The sequence below is a fragment of the Kitasatospora sp. MAA19 genome, from assembly GCF_029894125.1.
Classification (GTDB): domain Bacteria; phylum Actinomycetota; class Actinomycetes; order Streptomycetales; family Streptomycetaceae; genus Kitasatospora.
Genome location: NZ_JARXYZ010000053.1, coordinates 19,830 through 41,817 on the forward strand (window position 1 = coordinate 19,830; position 21,988 = coordinate 41,817).

Below are 21,988 nucleotides of genomic sequence, written 5' to 3' on the forward strand. Positions count from 1 at the left end.
CTGCTCCAGCTCGTCCGGCTCGAAGGACTTCGCCGTGTACGGCGCGTCGGCGCGGACCCTGATCTCCCGGGCGATCGACTCCCTCGGCTGAGAGGGCGTTGTCACGTTGTTGGGTGCGAGAGTGCCTGAGGGTGTGTCGGGGTGTGGTGGGGCCGGGTTGCAACTGTGTGTTCAGGCCGTGGTGGGCGGGCTGGTGGCTCCGGTGACCTGCTCCCAGATGGTGAAGCGGACGGTCATCTCGGCTCGGTAGCCGGTGGCGGCCATCAGGTGGCGTCGGGGTCGGAAGTGGGGTGAGATGCCGCTGAACGCGGACGGGAACCGTTGGGCGGCGCCGGGTGAGCGGAAGCCCTTCATGGCCCGCTCGCGCCGGCGGGTGGGCTGGTGGGAGTTCTCGGCGCGGTTGTTCAAGCCCTTGTGCGAGCGGTGCTCGACCGAGGTCATGAGCTCGCGGTGGGCGACGCCGTAGCTCTTGAGCTTGTCCGTGACCAGCACCCGCGGCACACGGCTCCGCTTCTTCATGAGCCTGGCCAGGAACCGCTTGGCGGCCCTCGTGTCCCGCTTCGACCGGACCAGGATGTCCAGGACGTCGCCGTGCTGGTCGACGGCCCGCCACAGGTACCGCCGCTCGCCGTTGATCTCGACGAAGACCTCGTCGAGATGCCATTTGTCACCGGAGCGCGGCCGGCGGCGGCGCAGCCCGTCGGCGTAGGCCTGCCCGAACTTCAGGCACCAGCGGCGGATCGTCTCGTGGGAGACGACGACACCGCGTTGGAGCATCAGCTCCTCGACCTCGCGGAAGCTGAGCGGGAACCGGAAGTACAGCCACACGCAGTGCGCGATGATCTCCACCGGGTACCGGTGGCCCCTGTACGACGGCGAAGCGCTCTCCACGACAGGCCCTTCCCAGCCACGACCAACCCGAAGATCATCTCACTCACCGATCAACGTGACAGCACCTCTCGCTCAGCCCCGGTGACTGTGCTGCGCTCAGCATGTCCGGCCGCCGCGATCGACCTGCCCGATCTCTGGTCCGCAGCCGCCAGCTACGGCCCTCCCCCGCAGCGCCTCGTCGTCGTCGGCGAGGTCGGCGAGCAGCACTTCGGCGAGGGCGTCTTGGTGGCCGGAAATGCATGGCCGATTGAACCGGCGGAGTCCGGTGGCCGTGCAACTGTGTGCCTACGTCTGATCACGACGGCCAGTCAGTTCGACGTGAGCACTCTCGGCGCCCGACTGCGGCGAGTTTCCCGGGTATGAAGGGATCAGGAATTCAGTGATGGCTTTACATGCAGGCCGGTGGATGAGATCGGTGGCGGCCGGGGCGTTGTCGGTCCTCGTGATTGCCGGTGGGCAGGTGTCGATGGCCTCGCCGTCCTCGGCGGCTTCCTCCCAGGCGTCGCCGCGCGGGAGTCTGGTCGGCACGCTCAGTGCCGCGACGATCGGGATGAAGCAGACCTCGGTGTCCGCCCCGTTCAACGCCTCGACGGACAGCTGCCCTCCGGCTGCCCCCTCGAGGACGGGCCCGCAGGGCAGGTCCTGTCTGGCCGTGGAACCGGCTCCGCCCGCGCAGGGGACTGAGAAGCCCGCCTCGAAGGCTGCCGTCGCAGCCGGTGAGGGAGTCTGCAGCCTGGCGGGGGCGGGTTCCTGGTGGTACCAGCGGTTCTCTTCCTGCCTGAGGGAGGCGAGGACCACCTTCACCCACTGGAACGACAAGGGCGCCGTTGTTGGTACCGGAGTGCTGGTGGTCACCACCAGCATGACGCTCAACGCCACCTCGACGACCTGGAACGAGCTGGTGACGGTCAAGCTGGAGTCGGCGACCGGTGACGTCACCCGGCTCGACGTCGGATTCGACGTGACCTGCGACTCACAGTGCACAGCCACCGCCCCCACCCCGTGGGCGGGCCAGCGCTCGCTCGGGATCGGCGAGCAGGTCTCCGGCCAGGTCACCTACTCCGAGAACCTGCCGGCGGGAAGCATCGACGACAAGATCACAACCAAGTACCACATGTTCGTCACCATGGCCGGCGTGCAGCCGACCCAGCCGAACGCCAACTGGTCCAACGGCCGTTTGATCCGCTGTGACAACGCCGTCGGGCAGTACCCCGGGTGCGTCTACCCGGATATACGGGCCAACCTCGTGCTGCCGTTGAGTCAGTACGGCGCCGCTGCCGCCACCTATGCCTGGGCGATCCAGAACATGTCCGACCACTGGGGCGCCACGGATAATCCGCTGCAGCGTATGAAGGGCGAGGATCTCGCGAAGGCCAATCGCCGCGTAACGTGCGAAGACGGAACGTTCAGCCCTGTGGCTGCCGTCACTGACGATTCCTGCGATGAGTACCCGTTCGCCGGGACCTACCAGGGCGGCCATACCGGATGCGCGGACATCGTCCCGCAGCTCGAGAACGGGCAGTGGATGTTCTACTCGGTGAAGGGCCGACCCGACGTCACCAAGTACGAGCCCTGCGTCCGCGGCCACGTCCCCCTCACCCAGAACTCGGCGGCGGGCGGCAAATACGGCAGCTTCGTGCAGACCGACCGCGTCCTGGACGCCGAGAAGTTCGTCGTCAGCGTCACGTCCTGATACCGAGCGGCTGCGCCCCGGAGCGTTCCCGGGGCGCAGCCCTTCCTTTGAGGAGGAACCTGTGGTCGATCGTGTACCGGTGTGGTGGGAGTGGGCGCAGAGCGATCTGATGCCCACGTTTTGTCTGAACCTGGTGCGGGGTCTGTCGGTGGGGGAGGTGGTCGCTGCCTACGGTGCGGATGCGGAGCGGGCGCGGCTGCTATCGGCCGCGGAGGCGGGAACGTTGTATCCGATGGCGGCCGGTGCGCTGTTGAGGGTAGGACAGCTTGGTGGGTGGACCTTCTGTTTCGAGGACCGGGAGGCGGAGGGGGCGAAGCCTGGTGTGCTGGCCCGGCTGTGCGAGCACAGCGAGGTCGTGCGCCTGTTCTACGCGGTCGGTATGACCGTGGTCGAACGCTTGGGGAACGGCCGACAACTCGAGTGCTTCGAGCCCGGCCAACACCATCCGCCCCAGGGCAGCGGACCTTATGAGCTCTACGACGCCGTCCGTGCCGAACTGCCGAACCCACAGGCGTCCTCCATGACGGGGGCGGCCTTGCGTGCCGTCGCCCGGTATGCCGGCATCGAGATCCTGTGGGAGACGCTCACAGGGCCGCTTCAGACCGCCTACATGCCCGACGCCCGGCGCGAATCACTCGCCCTGACACCCCCACCTCCCGGCTGCAGCGCACCGCTCGCTGACCTCGGCCAATTCATCGGAACCCTCGACGTTATGCAGAGCACTGAGGAAGCCGAAAACCTCCGGGACGGCTGGACATTGGGCTGAGTCGCCCAGTGGCGGACCCGTAGGTACGGAGCCACCATGTCGGCGAGCGCCGCCCGTGCCCAACTCGTCGGGCGGCGCGCTCGACGGCCTCCTGCTGACGCTGTCACGTTGATGCGCGCGTGTCGGGCTGAGGGTGTGCCGGGGTGCGTGGGGTGCTGGGTGGGGCGCCTGGCTCAGGGTGCGGTGGGCAGGCCGGTGGTCTCGGTGACGTGATCCCGGATGGTGGAGCGGAGGGTCGTCTCGAGGCGGTGCCGGGCGGCGGTCAGAAGATGGCGTCGGGGCCGGAAATGGGCTGAGATGCCGCTGAACGCGGACGGGAACCGTTGGGCGGCGCCGGGTGAGCGGAAGCCCTTCATGGCCCGCTCGCGCCGGCGGGTGGGCTGGTGGGAGTTCTCGGCGCGGTTGTTCAAGCCCTTGTGCGAGCGGTGCTCGACCGAGGTCATGAGCTCGCGGTGGGCGACGCCGTAGCTCTTGAGCTTGTCCGTGACCAGCACCCGCGGCACACGGCTCCGCTTCTTCATGAGCCTGGCCAGGAACCGCTTGGCGGCCCTCGTGTCCCGCTTCGACTGGACCAGGATGTCCAGGGCGTCGCCGTGCCGGTCGACGGCCCGCCACAGGTACCGCCGCTCGCCGTTGATCTCGACGAAGACCTCGTCGAGATGCCATTTGTCACCGGAGCGCGGCCGGCGGCGACGCAGCCCGTCGGCGTAGGCCTGCCCGAACTTCAGGCACCAGCGGCGGATCGTCTCGTGGGAGACGACGACACCGCGTTGGAGCATCAGCTCCTCGACCTCGCGGAAGCTGAGCGGGAGCCGGAAGTACAGCCACACGCAGTGCGCGATGATCTCCACCGGGTACCGGTGGCCCCTGTACGCCGGCGAAGCGCTCTCCACGACAGGCCCTTCCCGGCCACGACTAACCCGAAGATCATCTCACTCACCGATCAACGTGACAGCACCGCTGCGGTCCATATCGGTGCAGGAACCGGAGCCCACGAAGAAGACCTCGGACTCGCACATCATGGACGGCCTGTGCTTCGTGCTCCGGACGTCCGTGCTGAGGGCCAAGTTCTTCTCGGGTGGCCTCCTCAACCTCTTCTACACCGTCTACTTCACGCTGTTCCTGCTCTTCATCTCGCGTGAGCTCGCCCTGACGCCCGGGATGATCGGGGTCACCCTCGGGCCGGGCGCCATCGGCGCGCTGCTCGGTTCGTTCGTCACCGGCTGGTTCAGCAAGCGCATCGGCATCGGCATGACGTTCATCGTCGGCTCGGTCGTCTTCCCCGGTGCGCTCGCCCTGGTCCCGTTCGGGACCCAGGACAAGTGGATCGCCTTCGGCCTGGTCGTGGTGGCCGAGCTCCTGTCCGGCATGGGACTGATGCTCTGTGACATCGCCGGCTCCTCGATCCAGCAGGCGCTGACCCCGGACCACTACCGGTCCCGGGTACAGGGCGCCTACCTCAACCTCATCAACGGCGTGCGCACCGCCGGCGCGCTCGTCGCCGGCGCGCTCGGCACCTGGATCGGTCTGCGCCCGGCACTCTGGCTGGCGGTCATCGGCGGCGTGCTGAGCGTCCTGCCGCTGCTGTGGGTGCCCGTGGTCCGGATGCGCACCCTGCCCGACCAGGCCGAGTGACCACCGCAGGTCCGACGGCCATCCATCTGGATTTCTGGCGGCCATCAGCCGGGACTCAACTGGCCGCACCCCTGACTTTGCCACGGCCGCCGACACGCCCCGCCAGAGGCCATAACCTCCAGCATCCGCACGCCCAGAACGCACGAACAGGGATGTCAGACAGACACTGAACGTCGCCGGGTTGATGCCGGTTCCCCGTCGGAGCGGTGGGAGTTGACACTCGCAGCTTTCAAGAGACATATTTCGAGCGTATAGTTTCGAAACATGCCTTTCGAAGATGGCCCCTCTCCACGCGAGCACCGCAGGCTCACTGACCCAAAGGCCATGCGGGCTGTCGCCCACCCCACTCGTCTAGCCCTGCTCGAAGCCCTGGGTCGGCGCGAGCCGCTGACTGCGACCGAAGCGGCACAGATGGTGGGTGAGTCCCCGACGAACTGCGCCTTCCATCTGCGCACCCTGGCCAAGTACGGCTTCGTCGAGGAGGCGGGGGGCGGCACTGGCCGCAGTCGCCCCTGGCGGCGTGCCCACATCGGCTTCACCATCGAGGATTCCGATCGCGCAGGCGACCCCGAAACCACGATCGCCACTGCTGTGCTCAGCACGGTGCTGTGGGACTCATGGCTGGAACGGCTCTGCAAAATCGGCGCCATGCGATCCGATTTCCCCGAGCACTGGAACAAGATCACCAGCTCTGCTGAGTCGATCTTCTACCTCACTCTGGAAGAAGCAGAGTCCTTCAAGACGGAGCTGACTGCCACTCTCTTGCGCTACCGCGAGCGGCTCGAAGATCCGTCACTGCGCCCAGAGGGCGCCATCCCGATGGAACTGATCCAGTTTACTTTCCCCGCCGACGCCCTGCGCCCCCTGGAGGACTGACCGTGCGTGCCCTACTTGCTTCCCGCGACGTCCGCCTGCTGGTCCTTGCCAGGGTGATCGACATGACTGGGAGCAACGCCTTGTGGATTGCCCTCGGTATCCGGGTCAAGGAACTCACTGGCAGCAGTTCCGCCGCGGGCCTGACCTTCTTTGCCTTCATCCTCGGTACCCTGGGCGCTCCCCTGGGCGGCGCCCTGGTGGACCGATTGCGTCGCCGGCCCTTGCTGATCGTCCTGAATCTGGTATCCGTGGTGCTGGTCTTGCCGCTGCTTTTGGTGCACGATCGCCATGGCGTCTGGATTTGTCACGTCGTCATGACTCTGTACGGGCTGGCCAACGGCGTCACCAGTTCGGCCATCACTGCGCTCACCCAGACAATGATCCCACCGGAGCACTTGGGCGATGCTAACGGCCTCCTGCAGACCCTGCTGCAAGGCCTGCGTCTGATTGCGCCTCTCCTGGGTGCAGGTGTGCTGTCGGCATTCGGCCTGGAGTCGTTGGTGGTAGGCGACGCGGTGACCTTCGCTCTCGCAGCCCTGCTCATTGCACTGATCCGGCAGCGGGAGGATCGCCCGCAGTCGGATCAGCAAGAGGAAACTGGCGGCCAGATCGCCGCTGGCTTCCGTTACATCGCGCGGACTCCCGCTTTGCGCCAGTTCACCGTCGCCGCGGTTCTCGCCGTTGGTGCCTTCGGATTCTGCGAGTCAGTCCTCTTCGCAGTCGTCGACGCAGGTCTGCACCGTCCGCCGACCTTCCTCGGCGTCCTCGGCTCATTGCAGGGTGCAGGTGCGATAGCGGCTGGGGTGGCCGCCGCAGTGCTCATGCGACGCGTAGGGGAAAGGCGGACCGTGGTGCTCGGCCTGACCTGCGCTGCCGCAGGATTCCTCCTGAGTGCAGCCCCATCTCTCCTGGCGGTCGCGCCGGGCGTCATGCTCATCGGTGCCAGCCTGCCTCTGATCGTTGCGGGCGTCATGACCCTTTTCCAGCGGCGCACGCCCCCCTCTCTGATGGGCCGGACCGATGCCGCGTTGAACGTGCTGATAGGAGTACCGCAGACTGCGGCCATCGCCGTTGGCGCGGCTTTGATCGCACTGCTGGATTACCGAGTCTTGCTCGCGGTGATGGGGATCCTGATGGTCGCCTCGGCGCTCTACCTGGCCACCCGCACCACCCACCGGCTGATCGAACCAGTAGTTACCGCGCGGATGGCGCAAGAGCCCGGCGAAGGGACGCCGACGGACCTTCCCCCAAGGCCGGGTAGTTAAGGATTTCGGGCTCCCCTGTCGCTTCCGTGGGTGGGGTTATGTAGCTTGACGGCCTGGTAGGAGAGGGCGGTGTCCGCCGAGGCTGAGCATGGCTGATGAGCTCTGCGAAACCCGGCTTCGACAGTTGGCGGGCACACGACCGGGCGTGATCGGATGTCTTCGCAGGTCAGCGTGATTTGAGTGGTCTGGAGCGGGATCGTCCTGCGGACAAGCGAGTTCATGGGTTCTGCTGCTGTGGCCTGGCCTGATGGAGCATCATGCGGGCATGTACGTGCGGAAGACCCAGCGCCGGAACAAGGACGGCAGCGTCGTGCGGTACGTGCAGCTGGCCACGAATCGGCGGGTGGGCGGCACGACGCAGGCCGATGTGCTGCTCAATCTCGGGCGCGAGGACAAGCTCGACCTGGACTCCCTGCGTCGTCTGGTCGCGTCCCTGAATCGCTATCTCGGCGACACGGATGTGGACGTCGCCGAACTGCTGGCCGTCGAGCGGGCGGCGGCGGATCGGGCCCGCCGGGCGCTGGAGACGGCGGAGCGGGAGAGGCGCCGTCCGGCCTGTCGCCGCTGCTCGGCGCCGTTCTCGGATGAGCGGTGGGAGGAGAAGGAACGGGGCTGGAACGACGACGGGCTGTGCGCCGGCTGCCGCCAGGCTGACGCCGACCAGAAGGCCCGAGAGGAGGCCGAGCGCGAGCGGGCCGCCGTTGAAGCCGCCGAGGCCGAGGCAAAGCGCAGCCGCCCATGGTGGCGCCGAACCTGACCCGCTGGCGGGTGCAACACGGGGCGCAACACACGCAACACGAAGGCCTTCGGCCAAGCCCCGCGTTGCGGTCCTGACTTGCACGAACCCCTGGGAAACCCGGGGTGCAACGCGCTGTTGCACCCCGGGTTCCGTACTCCGTACGGGTGGCGGCCGGGATCGGCCGCGGGGCGGGGCGGGCAGAGCCTTCGGCATGACGACACCTCAGGCCAGGCGCCGACGTCGCCGCCGTCCGGCCGCGCCCACCGTCCCCGCTGCCGCCGCCCTGCTCCGCGCGCCGAAACCGCTGGCCCGGACCCCTGCGCCAGCAGCTCGACGGCACCACACCCACCGCCCCAGCCCGGCCGGTACCCGCGCGGCCGGGGGCTGGCACCCGCATCGCCTTCCACCTCGACCCCGCCTACCTGGGCCCGAATGCTGCCATCACCACCGACCTGACCGCCTTCATCCCACCCGACCTGGCCGACGCCAAGGCGCACGACATCGGCGGACACATCACCATCCGCGACCACCGCACCCCGTCGGGGGTCCGACTCAGGCTTCTGAGTCGGAACCCCCGCGTTCTTGACCCGTGTAGTCGACAGAACCCCTGCCGACTGCGCTGAGCGGCCCGCCGCAGCCCTGTCAGACGGCCTTGAGGGTGCCGCCGTCGATGACGTGGTCGGCGCCGTGGATGTTGGCGGCACGGCCGGACAGCAGGAATGCGACCAGGTCCGCCACCTCCTCGGGTTCGGTGAGACGTCCTGAGGCGATGCCGAACTGCCCTGGCAGGGCCGTGAGCAGGTCGCTGTGGCCCACCCCGGACGCGGCGGCCACCTTGCCGCCGAAGCCGTCCGGGTCGGTCCACACCGGAGTGGCCGTGGGGCCCGGGGAGACGGTGTTCACGCGGACCCCGCGCGGCGCCAGTTCCTCGCTGAGCCGCTTCCCGAACTGGTTCAGCGCGGCCTTGGCCTCCGCGTAGCCGACCGGCGCGCCGGTGGGCATGCGCGCGTTGATCGAGGAGATGTTCACGATCGCGCCCTTGCGTTCCAGAATGCTCGGCAACGCCGCCTTGGTGGTCCACACCGCGCTGAACAGGTTGAGGTCGAAGATCGTCTGCCACTGCTCGTCATCGACGTCCAGGAACCCGTCGAGGGACAGATTCCCCGTGTCGCCGCCGACGTTGTTGACGAGGAAGTCGATTCCGCCGACCGCGGCGAGCGCCTGGTCGATGACCGACCGCGCTCCGTCGCGGGTGCTCAGGTCGACGGACACGGCCGCGACGGCGACCTTCTCCAGCTCGGGCGTGACGGTTCGGGCGGCACCCACCACCCGGACCCCCTCCGCGGCCAGGATCCGAGCGATCGCGAGGCCGATGCCGCGACTCGCTCCGGTGACCAGAGCGGTCTTCCCACTGATGCCGAGATCCATGATCTCCCCCTCTTGAATGACTAATTCTTGAACTTAAGGTCTAAAATCAGGGCGCAAAAAGTCGCCGCCCGAGACGTCGCGCCTCAGGGGCCTGCCAGAGCCGTGTCGATGATCTGATACAGAACCGGCCGGTCGAACGTCTTGGCCATGACCCGCAGCCCCGCAAGGATGGCCTGGAGAAACAGCGCCTGGGCCCTGGCGTCGACGTCCCGGTCGACGTCACCGTCCCGCTGCCCCTGCTCGATGCGGGCGGCGAACAGCCCGATCATGCGTTCCTCGATGCGGTGCACCGCGCGGGTGGCCTCCTCGTCCCGCCCGCCGAACTCCTCGACCGTGTTTTGGGCCAGGCAGCCGCGACGGGCCGGCCCGTCCAGGTCCATGTCCACGAGCAGCACGAAGTACGCGCGGATGCGCTCCTTGGCGGTGCCCGGCCGCGAGAGGAACTCCTCGGTCACCTCCGAGCCCGTCCGGCCATAGAGGTCCAACGCCATGGCGAACAACTCACGCTTGGATCCGAAGGAGTGATACAGGCTGCCCTTGGCCACCCCGGTCGCCTCGGCGAGGTCGGCCGGGGAAGTGCCGGCATAGCCCTTGGTCCAGAACGTCTCCATCGCCTGCGCGATCACCACGTCCGGTTCGAAGCTCTTCGGCCTGCCCATGCCGCTACCGTAGTGATTATTTGACCTGTGGGTCAAATAATCGTGTCCCGGGCTGGCGCCGCCCGGGGATCGGCCGCCGCGCGAGCCGCGATCGTGCCGTCAAGATCACCTGGCAAACGGCCGAGATCGCCTGTCAGAGGACAATCAGAACCGTTCGGTTGCCCGCGCGTCGCCGGTCAGCGCGTACCGGCGGCACGCGAGCAACTCCTCGGCGCTGCTGCCGATCTCCTCGCCCAGGACGTGTAGGACCTCCTCGGCGTCCCGCTCGGCGACGTAGCCGGGTACCACCCGAAGAGCGAGCAGCCCGAGCTCGCGGTGCGCGACCAGCCGCTCCTGGGCCAGGCCGTGCCCCTGGGCAACCAGCGCCCGCCACGCCTCGACCGGGTACCCGTCCGGGCCCGGCGCGCTCTCCAGCTCGGCGGCCGACGTTGTCACGTTGTTGGGTGCGAGAGTGCCTGAGGGTGTGTCGGGGTGTGGTGGGGCCGGGTTGCAGCTGTGTGTTCAGGCCGCGGTGGGCGGGTTGGCGGCTCCGGTGACCTGCTCCCAGATCGCGAAGCGGACGGTCATCTCGGCTCGGTAGCCGGTGGCGGCCATCAGGTGGCGGCGGGGTCGGAAGTGGGGTGAGATGCCGCTGAACGCGGACAGGAACCGTTGGGCCGCGCCGGCGGAGCGGAAGCCCTTCATGGCGCGTTCGCGTTGCCTGGTGGGCTGGTGGCTGTTCTCGTGTCCGCGCTCGTTGGTTGTGGTCAGGCGGGGTGTGTCTGAGCTGGGGTTATCAGGTGGGTCGCTGGTTCCTGTGCGTGGGCTCCCTGGGGCGATGGGGGTGCCTGTGAGCGCTCTGACCTAATTCGTTGATAGCGGATCGGTGCGACCCGTAGCTGGGGCCGGACCTGTTCGATGGTGGCGGCTGCATGGACGCCGGATGGATGCCTTTCTCTGACCAGGCCTCGACGCCTCACCGGAGATCGGCACTGTCCGGCGTCTCGCGGCCGCCACCACCGTCGACACCTGCTACTTGATCACTCGTTGGTGTTGGTGGTGCGAGCCCGCCACATGGTGACCTCTTGTAACGCCCGAGCCGTTTCAAGCTCCCGCTGAGACCGAGGCCCGTGCGGTGCGCTGGTGCCACGAACGGCTAGTACTCCAGCCGTAGATCGTGATCTTGCTGGTCAGGGCTGGCGCGGAGACGGCTGCGGCCACCGTTGATCATCGTGAGTTGTGTGGACAAACGAAGATCAGGCGGTGGCCGCGGGCCACAGCGTAGTACCTGCCCGGTGGCGGTCGATGTTCGACCAGCTGATGGGCCGTATCGGAGGTCGGTTCGCGCGGGTCGAACCGCGCCGCCGGGCAACGGCGTTGGTGCTTGGGCTGCTGTCGGACCTGCCGCGGAAGAACTGTTGGACCCTGGCCGAGCATGCGGGGGACGCCACCCCGGACGGGATGCAGCACCTGCTTCACCGCGCGAAGTGGGACGCCGACGCGGTCCGTGACGACATACGCGCCTACGTGGTCGAGCACCTGCACGACACGGAGGCAGTGCTCGTGGTCGACGAGACGGGCGATCTGAAGAAGGGCACGGCGACCGTCGGGGTCCAGCGCCAGTACACCGGCACGGCCGGGGCTTGTATTTCAATTAGTGCTTGCTCAGGCGGAGTTGGTGGGAGGGTGGACCATGACTGTGCGTCCGCCCGTCACCGTGTTACGGGCCAAGTTCGATCGGATCCTGCCGCATCTCGATGAGCGCCGCCGTCGGCTTTACCTGGCCAGCGAGGCTGAGGCGATCGGTCACGGTGGGATCACCCTGGTGGCTACTGCCTCCGGAACCAGCGCCTCGACCGTCTCGCGCGGCGTCACAGAACTGGCAGGAGACCCGCCGCCGGTGAGGAGGGTCCGGGCTCCGGGTGCCGGACGCAAGCCGTTGACGGTCACCGACCCCGGCCTGCTTCCGGCTCTGGAGGCGTTGATCGAGCCGCACACCAGGGGCGACCCCGTCTCCCCGTTGCGGTGGACCACCCTGTCGCTGCGTGCCCTGGCGTCGACTCTCACGTCGCAGGGCCACAGGGTCAGCGCCGCATCTGTCGGGCGCCTGCTGCACGGCCTGGGCTACAGCCTGCAGGGCACCGTCAAGACCACCGAAGGCGCCAGCCACCCGGACCGCGACGCCCAGTTCGCCCACCTGAACGCCACGGCCGCCACCTTCCTCGACGACCGGCAGCCGGTGATCAGCGTCGACACCAAAGCCAAGGAATGGCTCGGCAGCCGCGACCGTCCCGGCCGCACCTGGCGGCCGGCCAAGGACCCGATCAGAGTTGACTGCCACACCTTCACCACCAGCGACCAGCCGGTTGCCATTCCCTACGGGATCTACGACATCGCGACCAATACCGGCTGGGTCAACGTCGGGACTGACCACGACACCGCCGAGTTCGCGGTCGAGTCCATACGCCGCTGGTGGCGGAATCGCGGACAGGTGCACCACCCCCAGGCCACTCGGTTGCTGATCACCGCCGATGCCGGCGGCTCGAACGATCCCCGGCGCTGGACCTGGAAGAAGCACCTGGCCGCCTTCGCCTTGGAGAGCGGCCTGGAGATCACGGTCTGCCACTTTCCGCCCGGAACGTCGAAATGGAACAAAATAGAACACAGGATGTTCTGCCACATCACCGCGAACTGGCGGGGTCGACCACTGACCAGCTATGAGGTCGTCATCGAGACCATCGCCGCGACGACCACCCGGAGCGGGCTGACCATCGGCGCCGAGCTGGACGCGGGCCACTACCCACTGGGCGTCGTCGTCACCCCCGCCGAGTTCCAGGCCCTGCCGATCACGCCCGATGCGTTCCATGGCGACTGGAACTACAGCCTGGCCCCCGTTCCACCTCGGCCCCCAGAGGAACCGGCGGCCGCCCGGCGGATTGACCCGGCCTTGACCGCGATGCTCAGCGATCCAGCCCTGACCGGCATGCCGCGGACTGACTTCGAACGCCTGGTGGCAGCCTCGGAGCCGTACTGGGATGCTCTGGCCGAGGCGGCCTTCCAGCGGCGCTTTCACCGTCCGCGCAGCTATCTCCACCCGCAGACCAGCAGCCTGGACCACTACCACCGGCTCTTGGCGGCGCTGTTACGCCGCCGCAGGGCGATCACCAGCACGTTCCTGGCCCAGCTGTTGGAAGTCGGCCGCACCAACCTCTCTAACCAGTTCCAAGACGGCCACCGGCTCCTGGACCTGCACCGCGTCGTGGTCACCCCACTGCCCAGACCACCCGCCCGCACCCTGGAACAGCTCCGAGCCCGCTTGTCCGAGGCGGGCCACGAGGGAGATCAAACTTGACAGTTATTCAGCAACAAGCCCCCGGCCGCATCGAGAACGCCCAGGTCGCCGTCTATCTCGTGTACTCGGCCGCCCGCGGACACGCTGCGATCGACCGGGCCCTGTATGTGCCGCGCTCCTGGACCGAGGACCCGGACCGCTGCCGGAGCGCGGGCATCCCGGACGGTCTGGTGTTCGCGACCAAGCCCCAACTCGCCGCGCGCATGATCCTCCGGGCCCTGGAAGCGGGAACCCCCTCGCGCTGGGTTGCGGGCGACGAGGTCTACGGCGACAACCCTCACCTGCGGGCCGCCCTGGAAGACCGCCGGACTGGCTACGTCCTGGCCGTCTCCAGCACCCACCCCGTCGTCACGCGAGCCGGGAAGTTCCAGGCGAAGGCCCTGGCCGCGCGGATCCCGGCCTGGCAGCGGCTGTCGGCCGGAGCGGGCGCGAAGGGCGAGCGGTACTACGACTGGGCACAGATCGACATCCACAACCCGACTGGTCGCGTCGGCCAATGGTGCCTGCTGGTCCGCCGCAACCGCCGCACCGGCGAACTCGCCTTCTACCGCTGCTTCTCACCCTGCCCGGTGCCGATGTCCGAGCTGGTGCGGGTGGCCGGGCGGCGCTGGACGGTGGAGGAGACGTTCCAGGCCGGCAAGGGCCTGGCCGGCCTGGACGAGCACCAGGTCCGCCGCTGGACCTCCTGGCACCGCTGGGTCACCCTCGCCATGCTGGCCCACGCGTTCCTCGCCGTCACCGCAGCCACCGAACGCCGCGACCGGCCCGCCCCCGACGGCCTGATCCCCTTGACCGGCAACGAGATCCAGCACCTGTTCGCGGCGCTGATCAGCCCGCTTCACGACCTCGCGCACCGACTTCGCTGGTCACGCTGGCGACGACGGCACCAAGCCCGCGCCCGTGCCTCTCACTACCGACGACAAGCAGGTGCCCAGCCGTAGAGATCGTGGTCCCCGGGTTCTGGCGGTATTGAGGTGCGGCCAGGCCGGTGCTGGTGCACACTTCTTCACCGTGGAAATCACGATGGGCGAGCTGCAGCGCCTTCGATCCGAGCCGGGAGCTGAGGACGACCAGCCGCGTCCGTTCCTCGTACGTGTCCGGTTCACCGCCGAGGATCCGGCTCAGGTCATCTCCAATGCGCGTGCGGTGTTGACGGGCGTGGTCGAGCAGGTGGGTGACTGGCCTGCTTTTGAGCGCTGGCCGCAGCTGCTGCCGGCGTGGTTCATCCAGCGGTGCGCGCCCGAACCCGCGGAGCCGGAGCATGGTGAGCCTTTCGATGCCGAGGCATGGCTACGGCAGTGGCGGGCGATGACGCCGGAGCAGAGAGCGGCTGTCGATCAGGGGCCGTGGACGCTCTCGGGATGGCTGTACTACTTCGACCCGACCGAGGAAGGGATGGGTGACGATCGCAGCTGGTGGTGGTGGCACGCGGGAACCGATGAGTCGGGCGGCTGGGTGCAGGTGGCCACCACCGGCTGGCCGTTCGGCAGCGGTTCGCTGTCCTGGCTGATTGAAGCCAGCGGCGGTACGGATCTCGTCTATGGGCCCTGAGGATCGAGCACTGCGCGCGGCGGCACGACCGCGGTAGTGGCAGACACTGCGAGATCACGATCTACGGCTGGAGTACTAGTGAGGTGGCGGACCGGTCAAGCGGCCGAGTCCTGGAATTAGGTCGCTGCGTGGCCCGCATGTGCTCGTGACCAGCACAAATGTCCGCGCTCTGGGGAGGAAACGACTTGATCTACTGCGGAATCTACTGGGCCGAGCGAACACACGACGTCGCCCTGGTCGACGACACCGGCCAACTGCTGGCCAAGCGGCACATCACCGACGACGCGGCCGGCTACAAGATCCTGCTGGACCTGCTCGCCGAGTACGGCGACACCGAGGAGAGCCCGATCCCGGTCGCGATCGAGACCTCCCGCGGCCTGCTGGTTGCGGTCCTTCGGACCGGCAGGCGGAAGGTATTCGCGATCAACCCGATGGCCGCCGCCCGCTACCGCGACCGCCACGCCGTCTCCCGCAAGAAGTCGGACCCCGGCGACGCCCTGGTCCTGGCGAACATCCTGCGCACCGACATGCACGCACACCGGCCGCTGCCCGAGGACAGCGATCTAGCGCGCGCCGTCCTCGCCCGCGCCCAGCAAGACGCCGTCTGGAACCGCCAACAGCTCGCCAACCAGCTCCGTTCCCTGCTCCGCGAGTACTACCCGGCAGCCCTGGACGCCTTCACCAAGTGGGAAGGCGGCCTATGCCGACCTGAGGCCCGCGAACTGCTCAAGATCGCCCCCACTCCGGCCAAGGCCGCGAGTCTGACCCGCGCTCAGATCACCGCAGCCCTCAAGCGGGCCGGCCGCAAGCGTGGCATCGAGGCCGAGGCCGAGCGGCTTCGTGAGATCTTCCGCGCCGACTGGGCCCACCAGTCCGCTCTGGTCGAGGATGCCCTCGGCCGGCAGGCGCTCGCAATCCTGGCCCAGCTCACGGCCGCATGCACCGCTTCCGACGACCTCGCCCAGGCCGTCGAAGAGACGTTCCCGCAGCACCCGGATTCCGAGATCATCCTCAGTTTCCCGGGCCTCGGCACTCAGCTCGGCGCCCGAGTCCTGGCCGAGATCGGCGACGATCGCCAGCGCTTCGCCGATGCCCGCGGCCTCAAGGCCTACGCCGGCGCTTCACCCGTCACCAGGGCCTCGGGCAAGAAGTCGAGCATCACCCGGCGATGGGTCAAGAACGACCGGCTCAACCATGCCGGCTACCTATGGGCGTTCTCCGCCCTCACCGCCTCACCCGGCGCCAAGGCCCACTACCGGCGCCGGCGCGACGACCACGGAGACTGGCACGCCGCCGCCCAGCGTAACCTGTTCAACCGCATGCTCGGCCAGCTCCACCACTGCCTGAAGAACCGCCAGCTGTTCGACGAGCAGATCGCCTTCCCGGCCCCGCAGGAGCTCGCTGTAGCAGCGGCGTAGCCGGATCCACGGTGGCCGTCCGCAGCGTGCTTGAATCGCCCGATGATCGACTGGTCCACTCTGCACGATGTCTACGGCGCGGCGGCTGCGATACCCGGTCTTCTGGAACGGGCAGCCGATCGTGATCAGGACGCGATCGACCGACTCTGGGGGCGCTTGTGCCATCAGGGGACGATCTCCTCAGCGAGCATTGCCGCGCTGCCGCAGCTGGCGGACATCGCCGAGACCACCGCCTCCGGAGACTGGGCGCTTGACCTGGCCGGCGCCATAGCGGGCGGCCTGCTCCAAGACCACCACGGCGCCGACGAAGAGGTGGCCCGCCAGGAGCCGACCCTGGCACGGCTGCGGGACCTGGCCACCGCGCGCTTGGCACCCGGCCAGGACAGTCGAACCTATCTCGGTTTGCTGCAGGCGATACTCGCCTTCGATCGCCAGCCCCTGTGGTTCGAGACTCTGGACGACTTCACCGACTCCTTCTACACCGTCGCCTGCCCGCACTGCCGCGCAGCCGTGACGATCGCGATCGGCGACTACGGCTGTTACTCCTCGATCCGGGACTGGGACCTGGGGGACGTCCACCGGATCCCGCTGCGGCCGGCCACGGCAGACGCGCTGACCGGCGTCGGGAGGATGCTGCATGAGCTGGCTGAACGGGACGAACAGACAAGGCTCGCCTGGGGCCTCACGCACCTGTTCGGCCGGGCGGAGTGCCCGGGTTGCGGAAGCGTCTTTGGCATCGCCTCGGAGTACGAGGCCGCGAACGCACCGTGGGACTTCGCCCGTCGCCACACCACGGACACCCCCTGATCGCCGGCGAGGCGTTCGAACACCGAGCCCGCACCCACAGGCCCGGACTTGACGGCTTGGCACCGTGAGGTGTCTGCGGTTGGTCAGTTGTGCTGAGTGTTGGTCAGGTGTACTGGGAGCGGATAAGGCGGCGGTGGGGCGTCGTGCGAGGGTGGGTGTGACCTGTACTGAGTTCGGTGGGGCTAAATCCCCCTAAAAAGCTCCAAACCGCACCTAGCACGCGATTTGTCTAGACCATTCTGGTGGACCAGCGTGGGAGTCTGCGGGTTGGTATCGGGGCCGAGATGGTGACTATGTGTGATGGCCGGTGGGGTCGAGTGCCGTGTCGGCCTGCTGGCTGAGGTGGTTTGGGTGTCTCGGCCGTGTATTCGGGTGTGAATTTCTCCAGATGTTCCGGAATTCTGTTTTCTGGATTGGCTTCTTGGGGCGATCTGTATTCGATCGGATCGGGGGCGCGTGGTGGCCTGGCGTTCGGTTTGACGGGCCAGGCCGCTGCCGTGCCGTGTTGCACCGGCCTGGGCCGGTCTGCCGGCCTCGGCGGTTCCCCGCCGCTCGCCCGCGTCGCCTGGTGCCGGTCCCTGCTGCTGCGCCCTGGCCGCTGTCCTGGTCGGCCGCCAGGCCGCTCGCCGCCGTGCCTGCTGCCGTGCTGCCCGCGGCTGCGGCCTGGCCGCCGTCCTGGCCCGGTGGTGTTCGGTTTGGTGTTGCTGCTCCGGGAATTGATCCGTTGACGCCGAGTGGGATTTCCTGGGCGGCTTGGAACGGCGTGTGAGTGGGTGGGGTGGTGTCAGCGGGTTGTGCGGCAGCGGGCGGTTTGGGGGTGAGGGATCGCTGGGCTGGGCTTTTGCGTGATGGTGTCGGAGTCTTGGCTGCCATAGGTTGACCAAGTTGCTGTCGCAGTGTGCGGTTTGCGTCTACCACGACTGGTGGGTGGCTGACACGAGGACGCCCATTCCTGTGCGCATCGTCCTGGTGGGCCAGTGGGCTGGTGTCCATGACCGCCGATTCCGTGTCCACGTCGTCCCGTCGTCCGCGGGAGGTTTCTCCGGTTTCCGTGGCCAGTGGGAAACCGTTGGTGTCCCGGTCGGGGGAGCGGGCGTTGATACGGCGGGTGGTGGTGGGTCGTCTGCTCGTGCTGGATGAGACGGGGCAGTTGTCGTCGGTGCACGCGCGGATCGCGGCCGAGTCGGCTGGGGTGTCGGTGCGCACGGTGTGGCGGTGGCTGGCCGAGGCCCGGAAGTCGGGCCGTGTGGAAGAGGCCCCGCGACGCGACGCCTTCACGGTCACGGACGAGTTGTGGGCCCGGCTTTCCGAGTTGGGTGGGAACGTGGCGGCGCTGCACCGGGAGCTGACCGCACGGGCAGGGAGCGACTCGGGGGCGGGGGTCGGCGGGGTCGGTGCCGTCGTTGGGGACGCTCCACCGGGCGGTCCAGCGGGAACGGCGGGCCGGCCGTGTTCTGCAGGGGGTTCGGCCTGGGCGTGGTCGAGTGGATCCGGTGGTGTATGACCGGGCGCTGGCGGAGCTGGCGCTGCCGGGCACGGTTGATGAGGCCGGGCAGGCCCCACCCACCGCCGACCTCGCCCCGGCAGCCGTGTCCGTTGATGAGGCTGGTCGATTTTGGCCAACGCTGCTGTTCACCTCACTTCGTCCGGCTTTGAACGGAGTGGGGAATATGGGGAGCGACGAGCGCCCGCCATCGGGAGCGATCGGCTGAGTCCTGCTTGATCACGCGTGTGTAGGGTGCGCTCTCATGATTGACAATTGGCGGGACGACAGGATCGGCAGCGCCCTGAACGGCGCGAACCCCACTGTGCTCCGGCGGCTTGACGCCGGCTTCGCGGTGATCGGCGACGTGCAGTTCCTGCCGGGGTATTCGGTTCTGCTGGTTGACGAGCCCGGCGTGGAGCGCCTGTCCGATCTTCCGCAGAGCAAGCGAATGGCCTTCCTGGCGGACATGGATCGGCTGGGTGAGGCCGTGGAGCGGGCCTGTCGGCGTCTGGACCCGGAGTTCCGGCGAGTGAACCTGGAGATCCTCGGCAATACCGACGTCTTCCTGCACGCGCATGTGTGGCCCCGGTTCGAGTGGGAAAGTCCGGATCTCGTCCGTCGCCCGGTGTGGCTGTATCCCGCGGAGAACTGGCGCGATCCCGCAAGCGCGCTCGGACCGCAGCATGACGCCTTGCGCGAGGCGATTGGCCACGAGCTCGATGTGCTGTCCGAGCTGGCTGCCATGCCAGAGAGCGCGGGATGAGACACGTCAACGAGGGACGACCCAACGGTCGCCCCTCGTTGACGATCGGTGATTCAGTTCAAGGGGTCCTCCGCAGCGGGATGACGTCGGTGCGGAGGTGGGGCATCGTCGGCCGCGCGGCCTCGGGAGTGGCCAGCAACGCGACGATGGTGATCGGTCGTTGGCAGTGCGGGCAGTCCCGGGTCGCGGTCGGCTCCAACGGATCGCGCGCCGCTGCGGGCTGCCGCGGGGCAGGGCGGGCCGGAGGCGGCGGGGGGAGTTCGACCCGGGCCGGCGGTGCGGGTGGTGGAGCCTGGCCGAGCCGGCGGGCCCGTTCCTCGTCCAGGGCCTGGTCGCGGCGGTGCTCGGCTTCGCGGCGGCAGACCATCGAGCAGTAGACGGTGCGGACGGTCTTCCCAGCCTGGAAGGGGTTCTCGCAGACGGGGCAGGTCCGGGTTTCCATGTGGGCCTCGCTGCGGCGCGAGGCGGTCCGGCACTCGGGCGAGCAGAACTTCCTCTTCCGGCTCAGGTCGGTGGTGAATTCCTTGCGGCACTGCGGGCAGTTCCGCAGTTTGGGCAGGTGCGCGGTGCCGCGCTCGCGGCAGGTCGGCGAGCAGTACTTGCGGCGGCTGGCCGGGGACTCGACGGTGAAGCCGATCCCGCACTCGGGGCAGGTCCGCTCCAACTCGTCGTTGATGGTGCCGAGTTCAGGAGACACGGGCGTTCACTCCCTGGCGAAGGTTGTCGGCGTGGCCCTGGTGGTGGCGGAGCCGGTAGGAGGGGCCGTCGATGCCGACGACGGCTGCCCGGTGCAGGAGGCGGTCCAGCATCGCGGCAGCGACGGTCGCGTCGCCGAAGGCCGAGGCCCAGTCGGCGATGCCGACGTTGGTGCTCAGGATCGTGCTCGACTTCAGATACCTCTGGTTGATCACCTGGAAGAGCGCCGAGGCGCCGTCCTCGGGCAGCGGCAGGTAGCCGAGCTCGTCGATGATCAAAAGCCGGGGGCCTGCGAAGAAGCGCATGCAGGTCTTCCAGCGGCCCTCCAGCGCGGCCTTGTGGCACTTGGCCGCCAGCTCGGCCGCGGTGGTGAAGTAGACGCGGTGGCCCGCGTCGACCGCCGCGCGGCCGAGCGCGACCGACAGCATGGTCTTGCCGACCCCGGGCGGGCCGACGAACAGCACGTTCGATGCGTCGTCGAGGAAGCGGAGGGTGGCCAGGTCGCGGATCAGCTTCTCGTCGACGCCGGGCTGGGCGGAGAAGTCGAAGTCCGACAACGTCCAGGGCTCCGGGAGACAGGCGAACCTTTCCCGGGCCGCCAGGCGCCGGGCCTCGGTGGCCTCGACCTCGATCTCCAGCAGCCGCTCCAGGGCGGCGGTCATCGACAGGTTCTCGGAGCGGGCCTGGTCCAGCACCCGCGGGAGGGCGTCGAACGCGTCGTTGAGCTTCAGGTAGGACAGGTGGGCCCGCAGCTGCGAATAGCGGCGCGCTTCACTCATCTGCGTGGGTGGGGTGCTCACTTGCCGAGTTCCTCCTCAGGTGTCGGAGCGGTCCGCAGCCGGTCGGCCACGGCGGCATAGGTGTCGAGGTTGATCACGACCCGCTCGGCCGGGTTCGCGCCGGCGGCCTGGCCCCGTAGTCGGTCGGCTTCCGCGAGCGCCGCGGCGGACAGCGGGCGACGAGTCTTGGTCTTGCAGGGCGCCCGGTCGCTGACCTGTGCGAGGACCGCCCGCTCCAGCGCGATCACGTGGCCCGCGTCGCGGATCGTCCGCCCGGCGCCGCGCGGCGCGAGCTGGTGGCGGGCGACCACCGCCCGGCCGGCGGTGACGATGTGGAGGTAGTCTTCGCCGAGCCGGTGTCGGACGATGACCTGCATCCCCGGCATCCCAGGCGGGACCGAGTAGAGGTTGCCCTCGAAGGAGACCAGGGCCTGCGGGCTGACCGTCCGGGTGGCCTCCAGATCGGCGGGGAACGGCAGCGTCGGAAGGTCCAACATCGGTTCAGCAGCAGCGAGTTCGGCAACTGTCACCTTCATCCCGTCCACGTTGCGGCGGCGGTCGTCCATCCGGATGGCGAGCTTGTCGACGCCGGACTGGGCCTGCTCGACGGTCAGGGCGTCCGGGACCGTTCGCCACCACCGTTGCGCGGCACTGTGGTTGGCCTTCTCCACCACGCCCTTGCGGTTGCCCCGCCGTGGCGGGCAGATCGCGACCTGGACCCCGTAGAACTTCGCGACCCCGGCGAACGCCGGGGTGACCTGCCCGCTCGACGGGTAGCAGACCGTCGCCATCCGGTCGAAGCGCCAGCGCCTCGCGGTCCCGCCGAGCTTGCGCAGCACCGCATCGAGGGCCTGGATCAGGTGCGGGAAGTCCTCCGAGTCCGCCAGCACCGCCCGCCACCGGCCCGAATGCGCGAGCGCGCCGACCAGCAAGTGGGCGTGCGCGCCGACACCCCAGCCGGCTGGCGGGTCGGGCAGCTCGACCCAGTCGAACTGGATCTCCTCCCCGGGCGGGTGCGCGATCACGGCCCGGTCCCGGCCCTTCGACGCCTGGCACGGCTCGCAGTGCGGCCGCACCTGGTAGCGGCGAAGCGCCTCCGTGAACGTCGAGTAAGGGCGTCCGCCAGTAGGTGCCGAGCTAATCGGCAGTAGCAGGGCAGGCACGGTTCGCCCGATCATGGAGTTCTCTACGCTTCATGATCACCG

At 68.4% G+C, this 21,988-nt stretch carries 19 protein-coding genes and 4 pseudogenes; 13 read left to right on the plus strand and 10 right to left on the minus strand.

From position 1 onward, the window contains the following. Positions 1 to 171: 171 nt before the first annotated feature. Together P3T27_RS38920 and P3T27_RS38925 are read right to left on the minus strand one after the other, a co-directional pair. A complete protein-coding gene (locus P3T27_RS38920) occupies positions 172 to 891 on the minus strand; it encodes an IS6 family transposase (protein WP_280686079.1) in 720 nt (239 codons plus the stop codon). 285 nt (positions 892 to 1,176) lie between these two features. Then, entirely contained in the window at positions 1,177 to 1,755 is a 579-nt protein-coding gene (locus P3T27_RS38925) for a hypothetical protein (protein ID WP_280686080.1), read from the minus strand. Between P3T27_RS38925 and P3T27_RS38930 the strand changes: the two genes are divergently transcribed. Further along, positions 1,739 to 2,584 carry a hypothetical protein gene (locus P3T27_RS38930; protein ID WP_280686081.1) on the plus strand — a complete coding sequence of 282 codons (846 nt, stop codon included), beginning with the start codon at positions 1,739 to 1,741 and terminating at the stop codon, positions 2,582 to 2,584. The two genes, P3T27_RS38925 and P3T27_RS38930, sit on opposite strands and share 17 nt — an antisense overlap. A gap of 61 nt (positions 2,585 to 2,645) precedes the next feature. Beyond that, positions 2,646 to 3,350 carry a DUF6461 domain-containing protein gene (locus P3T27_RS38935; RefSeq protein WP_280686082.1) on the plus strand — a complete coding sequence of 235 codons (705 nt, stop codon included), beginning with the start codon at positions 2,646 to 2,648 and terminating at the stop codon, positions 3,348 to 3,350. A gap of 173 nt (positions 3,351 to 3,523) precedes the next feature. Here the strand turns inward: P3T27_RS38935 and P3T27_RS38940 are convergent, their stop codons facing one another. Beyond that, entirely contained in the window at positions 3,524 to 4,243 is a 720-nt protein-coding gene (locus P3T27_RS38940; RefSeq protein ID WP_280686083.1) for an IS6 family transposase, read from the minus strand. Between the two features lie 82 nt (positions 4,244 to 4,325). Here P3T27_RS38940 and P3T27_RS38945 point away from each other — a divergent pair, with 82 nt between their 5' ends. From P3T27_RS38945 to P3T27_RS38960, 4 genes are all read left to right on the plus strand, one after another. Next, positions 4,326 to 4,985 carry an MFS transporter gene (locus P3T27_RS38945; RefSeq protein ID WP_280686084.1) on the plus strand — a complete coding sequence of 220 codons (660 nt, stop codon included), beginning with the start codon at positions 4,326 to 4,328 and terminating at the stop codon, positions 4,983 to 4,985. 264 nt (positions 4,986 to 5,249) lie between these two features. Continuing rightward, complete coding sequence (locus P3T27_RS38950) at positions 5,250 to 5,861, plus strand: helix-turn-helix domain-containing protein (protein WP_280686085.1); 612 nt, start codon at positions 5,250 to 5,252, stop codon at positions 5,859 to 5,861. A gap of 2 nt (positions 5,862 to 5,863) precedes the next feature. Beyond that, positions 5,864 to 7,126, plus strand: coding sequence for an MFS transporter (locus tag P3T27_RS38955; RefSeq protein ID WP_280686086.1), 1,263 nt, complete (start codon positions 5,864 to 5,866; stop codon positions 7,124 to 7,126). A 265-nt stretch (positions 7,127 to 7,391) separates the two neighbouring features. Next, complete coding sequence (locus P3T27_RS38960) at positions 7,392 to 7,883, plus strand: hypothetical protein (protein ID WP_280686087.1); 492 nt, start codon at positions 7,392 to 7,394, stop codon at positions 7,881 to 7,883. 624 nt (positions 7,884 to 8,507) lie between these two features. On the opposite strand, the gene P3T27_RS38965 is transcribed toward P3T27_RS38960, so the two are convergent. The 4 genes and pseudogenes from P3T27_RS38965 to P3T27_RS38980 form a co-directional block, all read right to left on the minus strand. Then, entirely contained in the window at positions 8,508 to 9,293 is a 786-nt protein-coding gene (locus tag P3T27_RS38965) for an SDR family oxidoreductase (RefSeq protein WP_280686088.1), read from the minus strand. Between the two features lie 83 nt (positions 9,294 to 9,376). Further along, positions 9,377 to 9,952: a TetR/AcrR family transcriptional regulator gene (locus tag P3T27_RS38970; RefSeq protein ID WP_280686089.1), complete on the minus strand. Its 576-nt coding sequence runs from the start codon at positions 9,950 to 9,952 to the stop codon at positions 9,377 to 9,379. A gap of 144 nt (positions 9,953 to 10,096) precedes the next feature. Then, positions 10,097 to 10,387, minus strand: a complete 291-nt coding sequence (locus P3T27_RS38975; RefSeq protein ID WP_280686090.1) for a hypothetical protein — start codon at positions 10,385 to 10,387, stop codon at positions 10,097 to 10,099. Positions 10,388 to 10,453: 66 nt separating this feature from the next. After that, a pseudogene (locus tag P3T27_RS38980) lies at positions 10,454 to 10,675 on the minus strand (IS6 family transposase); the annotation flags it as partial. Between the two features lie 576 nt (positions 10,676 to 11,251). Here P3T27_RS38980 and P3T27_RS38985 point away from each other — a divergent pair. The 7 genes and pseudogenes from P3T27_RS38985 to P3T27_RS39015 form a co-directional block, all read left to right on the plus strand. After that, positions 11,252 to 11,572: pseudogene (locus P3T27_RS38985) on the plus strand (transposase); the annotation flags it as partial. A 52-nt stretch (positions 11,573 to 11,624) separates the two neighbouring features. Further along, positions 11,625 to 13,303 (plus strand): annotated as a pseudogene (locus P3T27_RS38990) (ISAzo13 family transposase); the annotation flags it as partial. Continuing rightward, positions 13,283 to 14,224 (plus strand): annotated as a pseudogene (locus P3T27_RS38995) (IS701 family transposase); the annotation flags it as partial. The pseudogenes P3T27_RS38990 and P3T27_RS38995, both read left to right, overlap by 21 nt. Before the next feature lie 70 nt (positions 14,225 to 14,294). Then, positions 14,295 to 14,834, plus strand: a complete 540-nt coding sequence (locus P3T27_RS39000; RefSeq protein WP_280686091.1) for a hypothetical protein — start codon at positions 14,295 to 14,297, stop codon at positions 14,832 to 14,834. Positions 14,835 to 14,992: 158 nt separating this feature from the next. Beyond that, entirely contained in the window at positions 14,993 to 16,252 is a 1,260-nt protein-coding gene (locus tag P3T27_RS39005) for an IS110 family transposase (protein ID WP_280686092.1), read from the plus strand. A 42-nt stretch (positions 16,253 to 16,294) separates the two neighbouring features. Beyond that, positions 16,295 to 17,059 (plus strand): hypothetical protein, encoded by a 765-nt coding sequence (locus tag P3T27_RS39010; RefSeq protein ID WP_280686093.1) that lies wholly within the window; start codon positions 16,295 to 16,297, stop codon positions 17,057 to 17,059. Between the two features lie 1,748 nt (positions 17,060 to 18,807). After that, entirely contained in the window at positions 18,808 to 19,308 is a 501-nt protein-coding gene (locus P3T27_RS39015; RefSeq protein WP_280686094.1) for a diadenosine tetraphosphate hydrolase, read from the plus strand. A gap of 58 nt (positions 19,309 to 19,366) precedes the next feature. Here P3T27_RS39015 and P3T27_RS39020 read toward each other — a convergent pair whose 3' ends face one another. The 3 genes from P3T27_RS39020 to P3T27_RS39030 are packed head-to-tail and all read right to left on the minus strand — an operon-like array spanning position 19,367 to position 21,808. Continuing rightward, positions 19,367 to 20,005: a hypothetical protein gene (locus P3T27_RS39020; protein ID WP_280686095.1), complete on the minus strand. Its 639-nt coding sequence runs from the start codon at positions 20,003 to 20,005 to the stop codon at positions 19,367 to 19,369. Next, positions 19,995 to 20,804 (minus strand): IS21-like element helper ATPase IstB, encoded by an 810-nt coding sequence (gene istB / locus P3T27_RS39025; RefSeq protein WP_280686096.1) that lies wholly within the window; start codon positions 20,802 to 20,804, stop codon positions 19,995 to 19,997. Before istB ends, P3T27_RS39020 begins: the two co-directional genes overlap by 11 nt. Next, the gene (locus P3T27_RS39030) at positions 20,801 to 21,808 is read right to left on the minus strand and encodes an IS21 family transposase (RefSeq protein WP_280686097.1); all 1,008 of its coding nucleotides are present in this window, start codon (positions 21,806 to 21,808) and stop codon (positions 20,801 to 20,803) included. Before P3T27_RS39030 ends, istB begins: the two co-directional genes overlap by 4 nt. Positions 21,809 to 21,988: the final 180 nt, after the last annotated feature.

What these genes read in the sequence shown, in the direction of transcription:
- P3T27_RS38925 (WP_280686080.1), bottom strand. Translation starts at nt 1,755, where the DNA reads ATGCTGGTGGTGACCACCAGCACTCCGGTACCAACAACGGCGCCCTTG.
- P3T27_RS38950 (WP_280686085.1), top strand. Translation starts at nt 5,250, where the DNA reads ATGCCTTTCGAAGATGGCCCCTCTCCACGCGAGCACCGCAGGCTCACT.
- P3T27_RS38970 (WP_280686089.1), bottom strand. Translation starts at nt 9,952, where the DNA reads ATGGGCAGGCCGAAGAGCTTCGAACCGGACGTGGTGATCGCGCAGGCG.
- P3T27_RS39005 (WP_280686092.1), top strand. Translation starts at nt 14,993, where the DNA reads ATGTCCGCGCTCTGGGGAGGAAACGACTTGATCTACTGCGGAATCTAC.
- P3T27_RS38960 (WP_280686087.1), top strand. Translation starts at nt 7,392, where the DNA reads ATGTACGTGCGGAAGACCCAGCGCCGGAACAAGGACGGCAGCGTCGTG.
- P3T27_RS39015 (WP_280686094.1), top strand. Translation starts at nt 18,808, where the DNA reads ATGATTGACAATTGGCGGGACGACAGGATCGGCAGCGCCCTGAACGGC.
- P3T27_RS38965 (WP_280686088.1), bottom strand. Translation starts at nt 9,293, where the DNA reads ATGGATCTCGGCATCAGTGGGAAGACCGCTCTGGTCACCGGAGCGAGT.
- P3T27_RS39010 (WP_280686093.1), top strand. Translation starts at nt 16,295, where the DNA reads ATGATCGACTGGTCCACTCTGCACGATGTCTACGGCGCGGCGGCTGCG.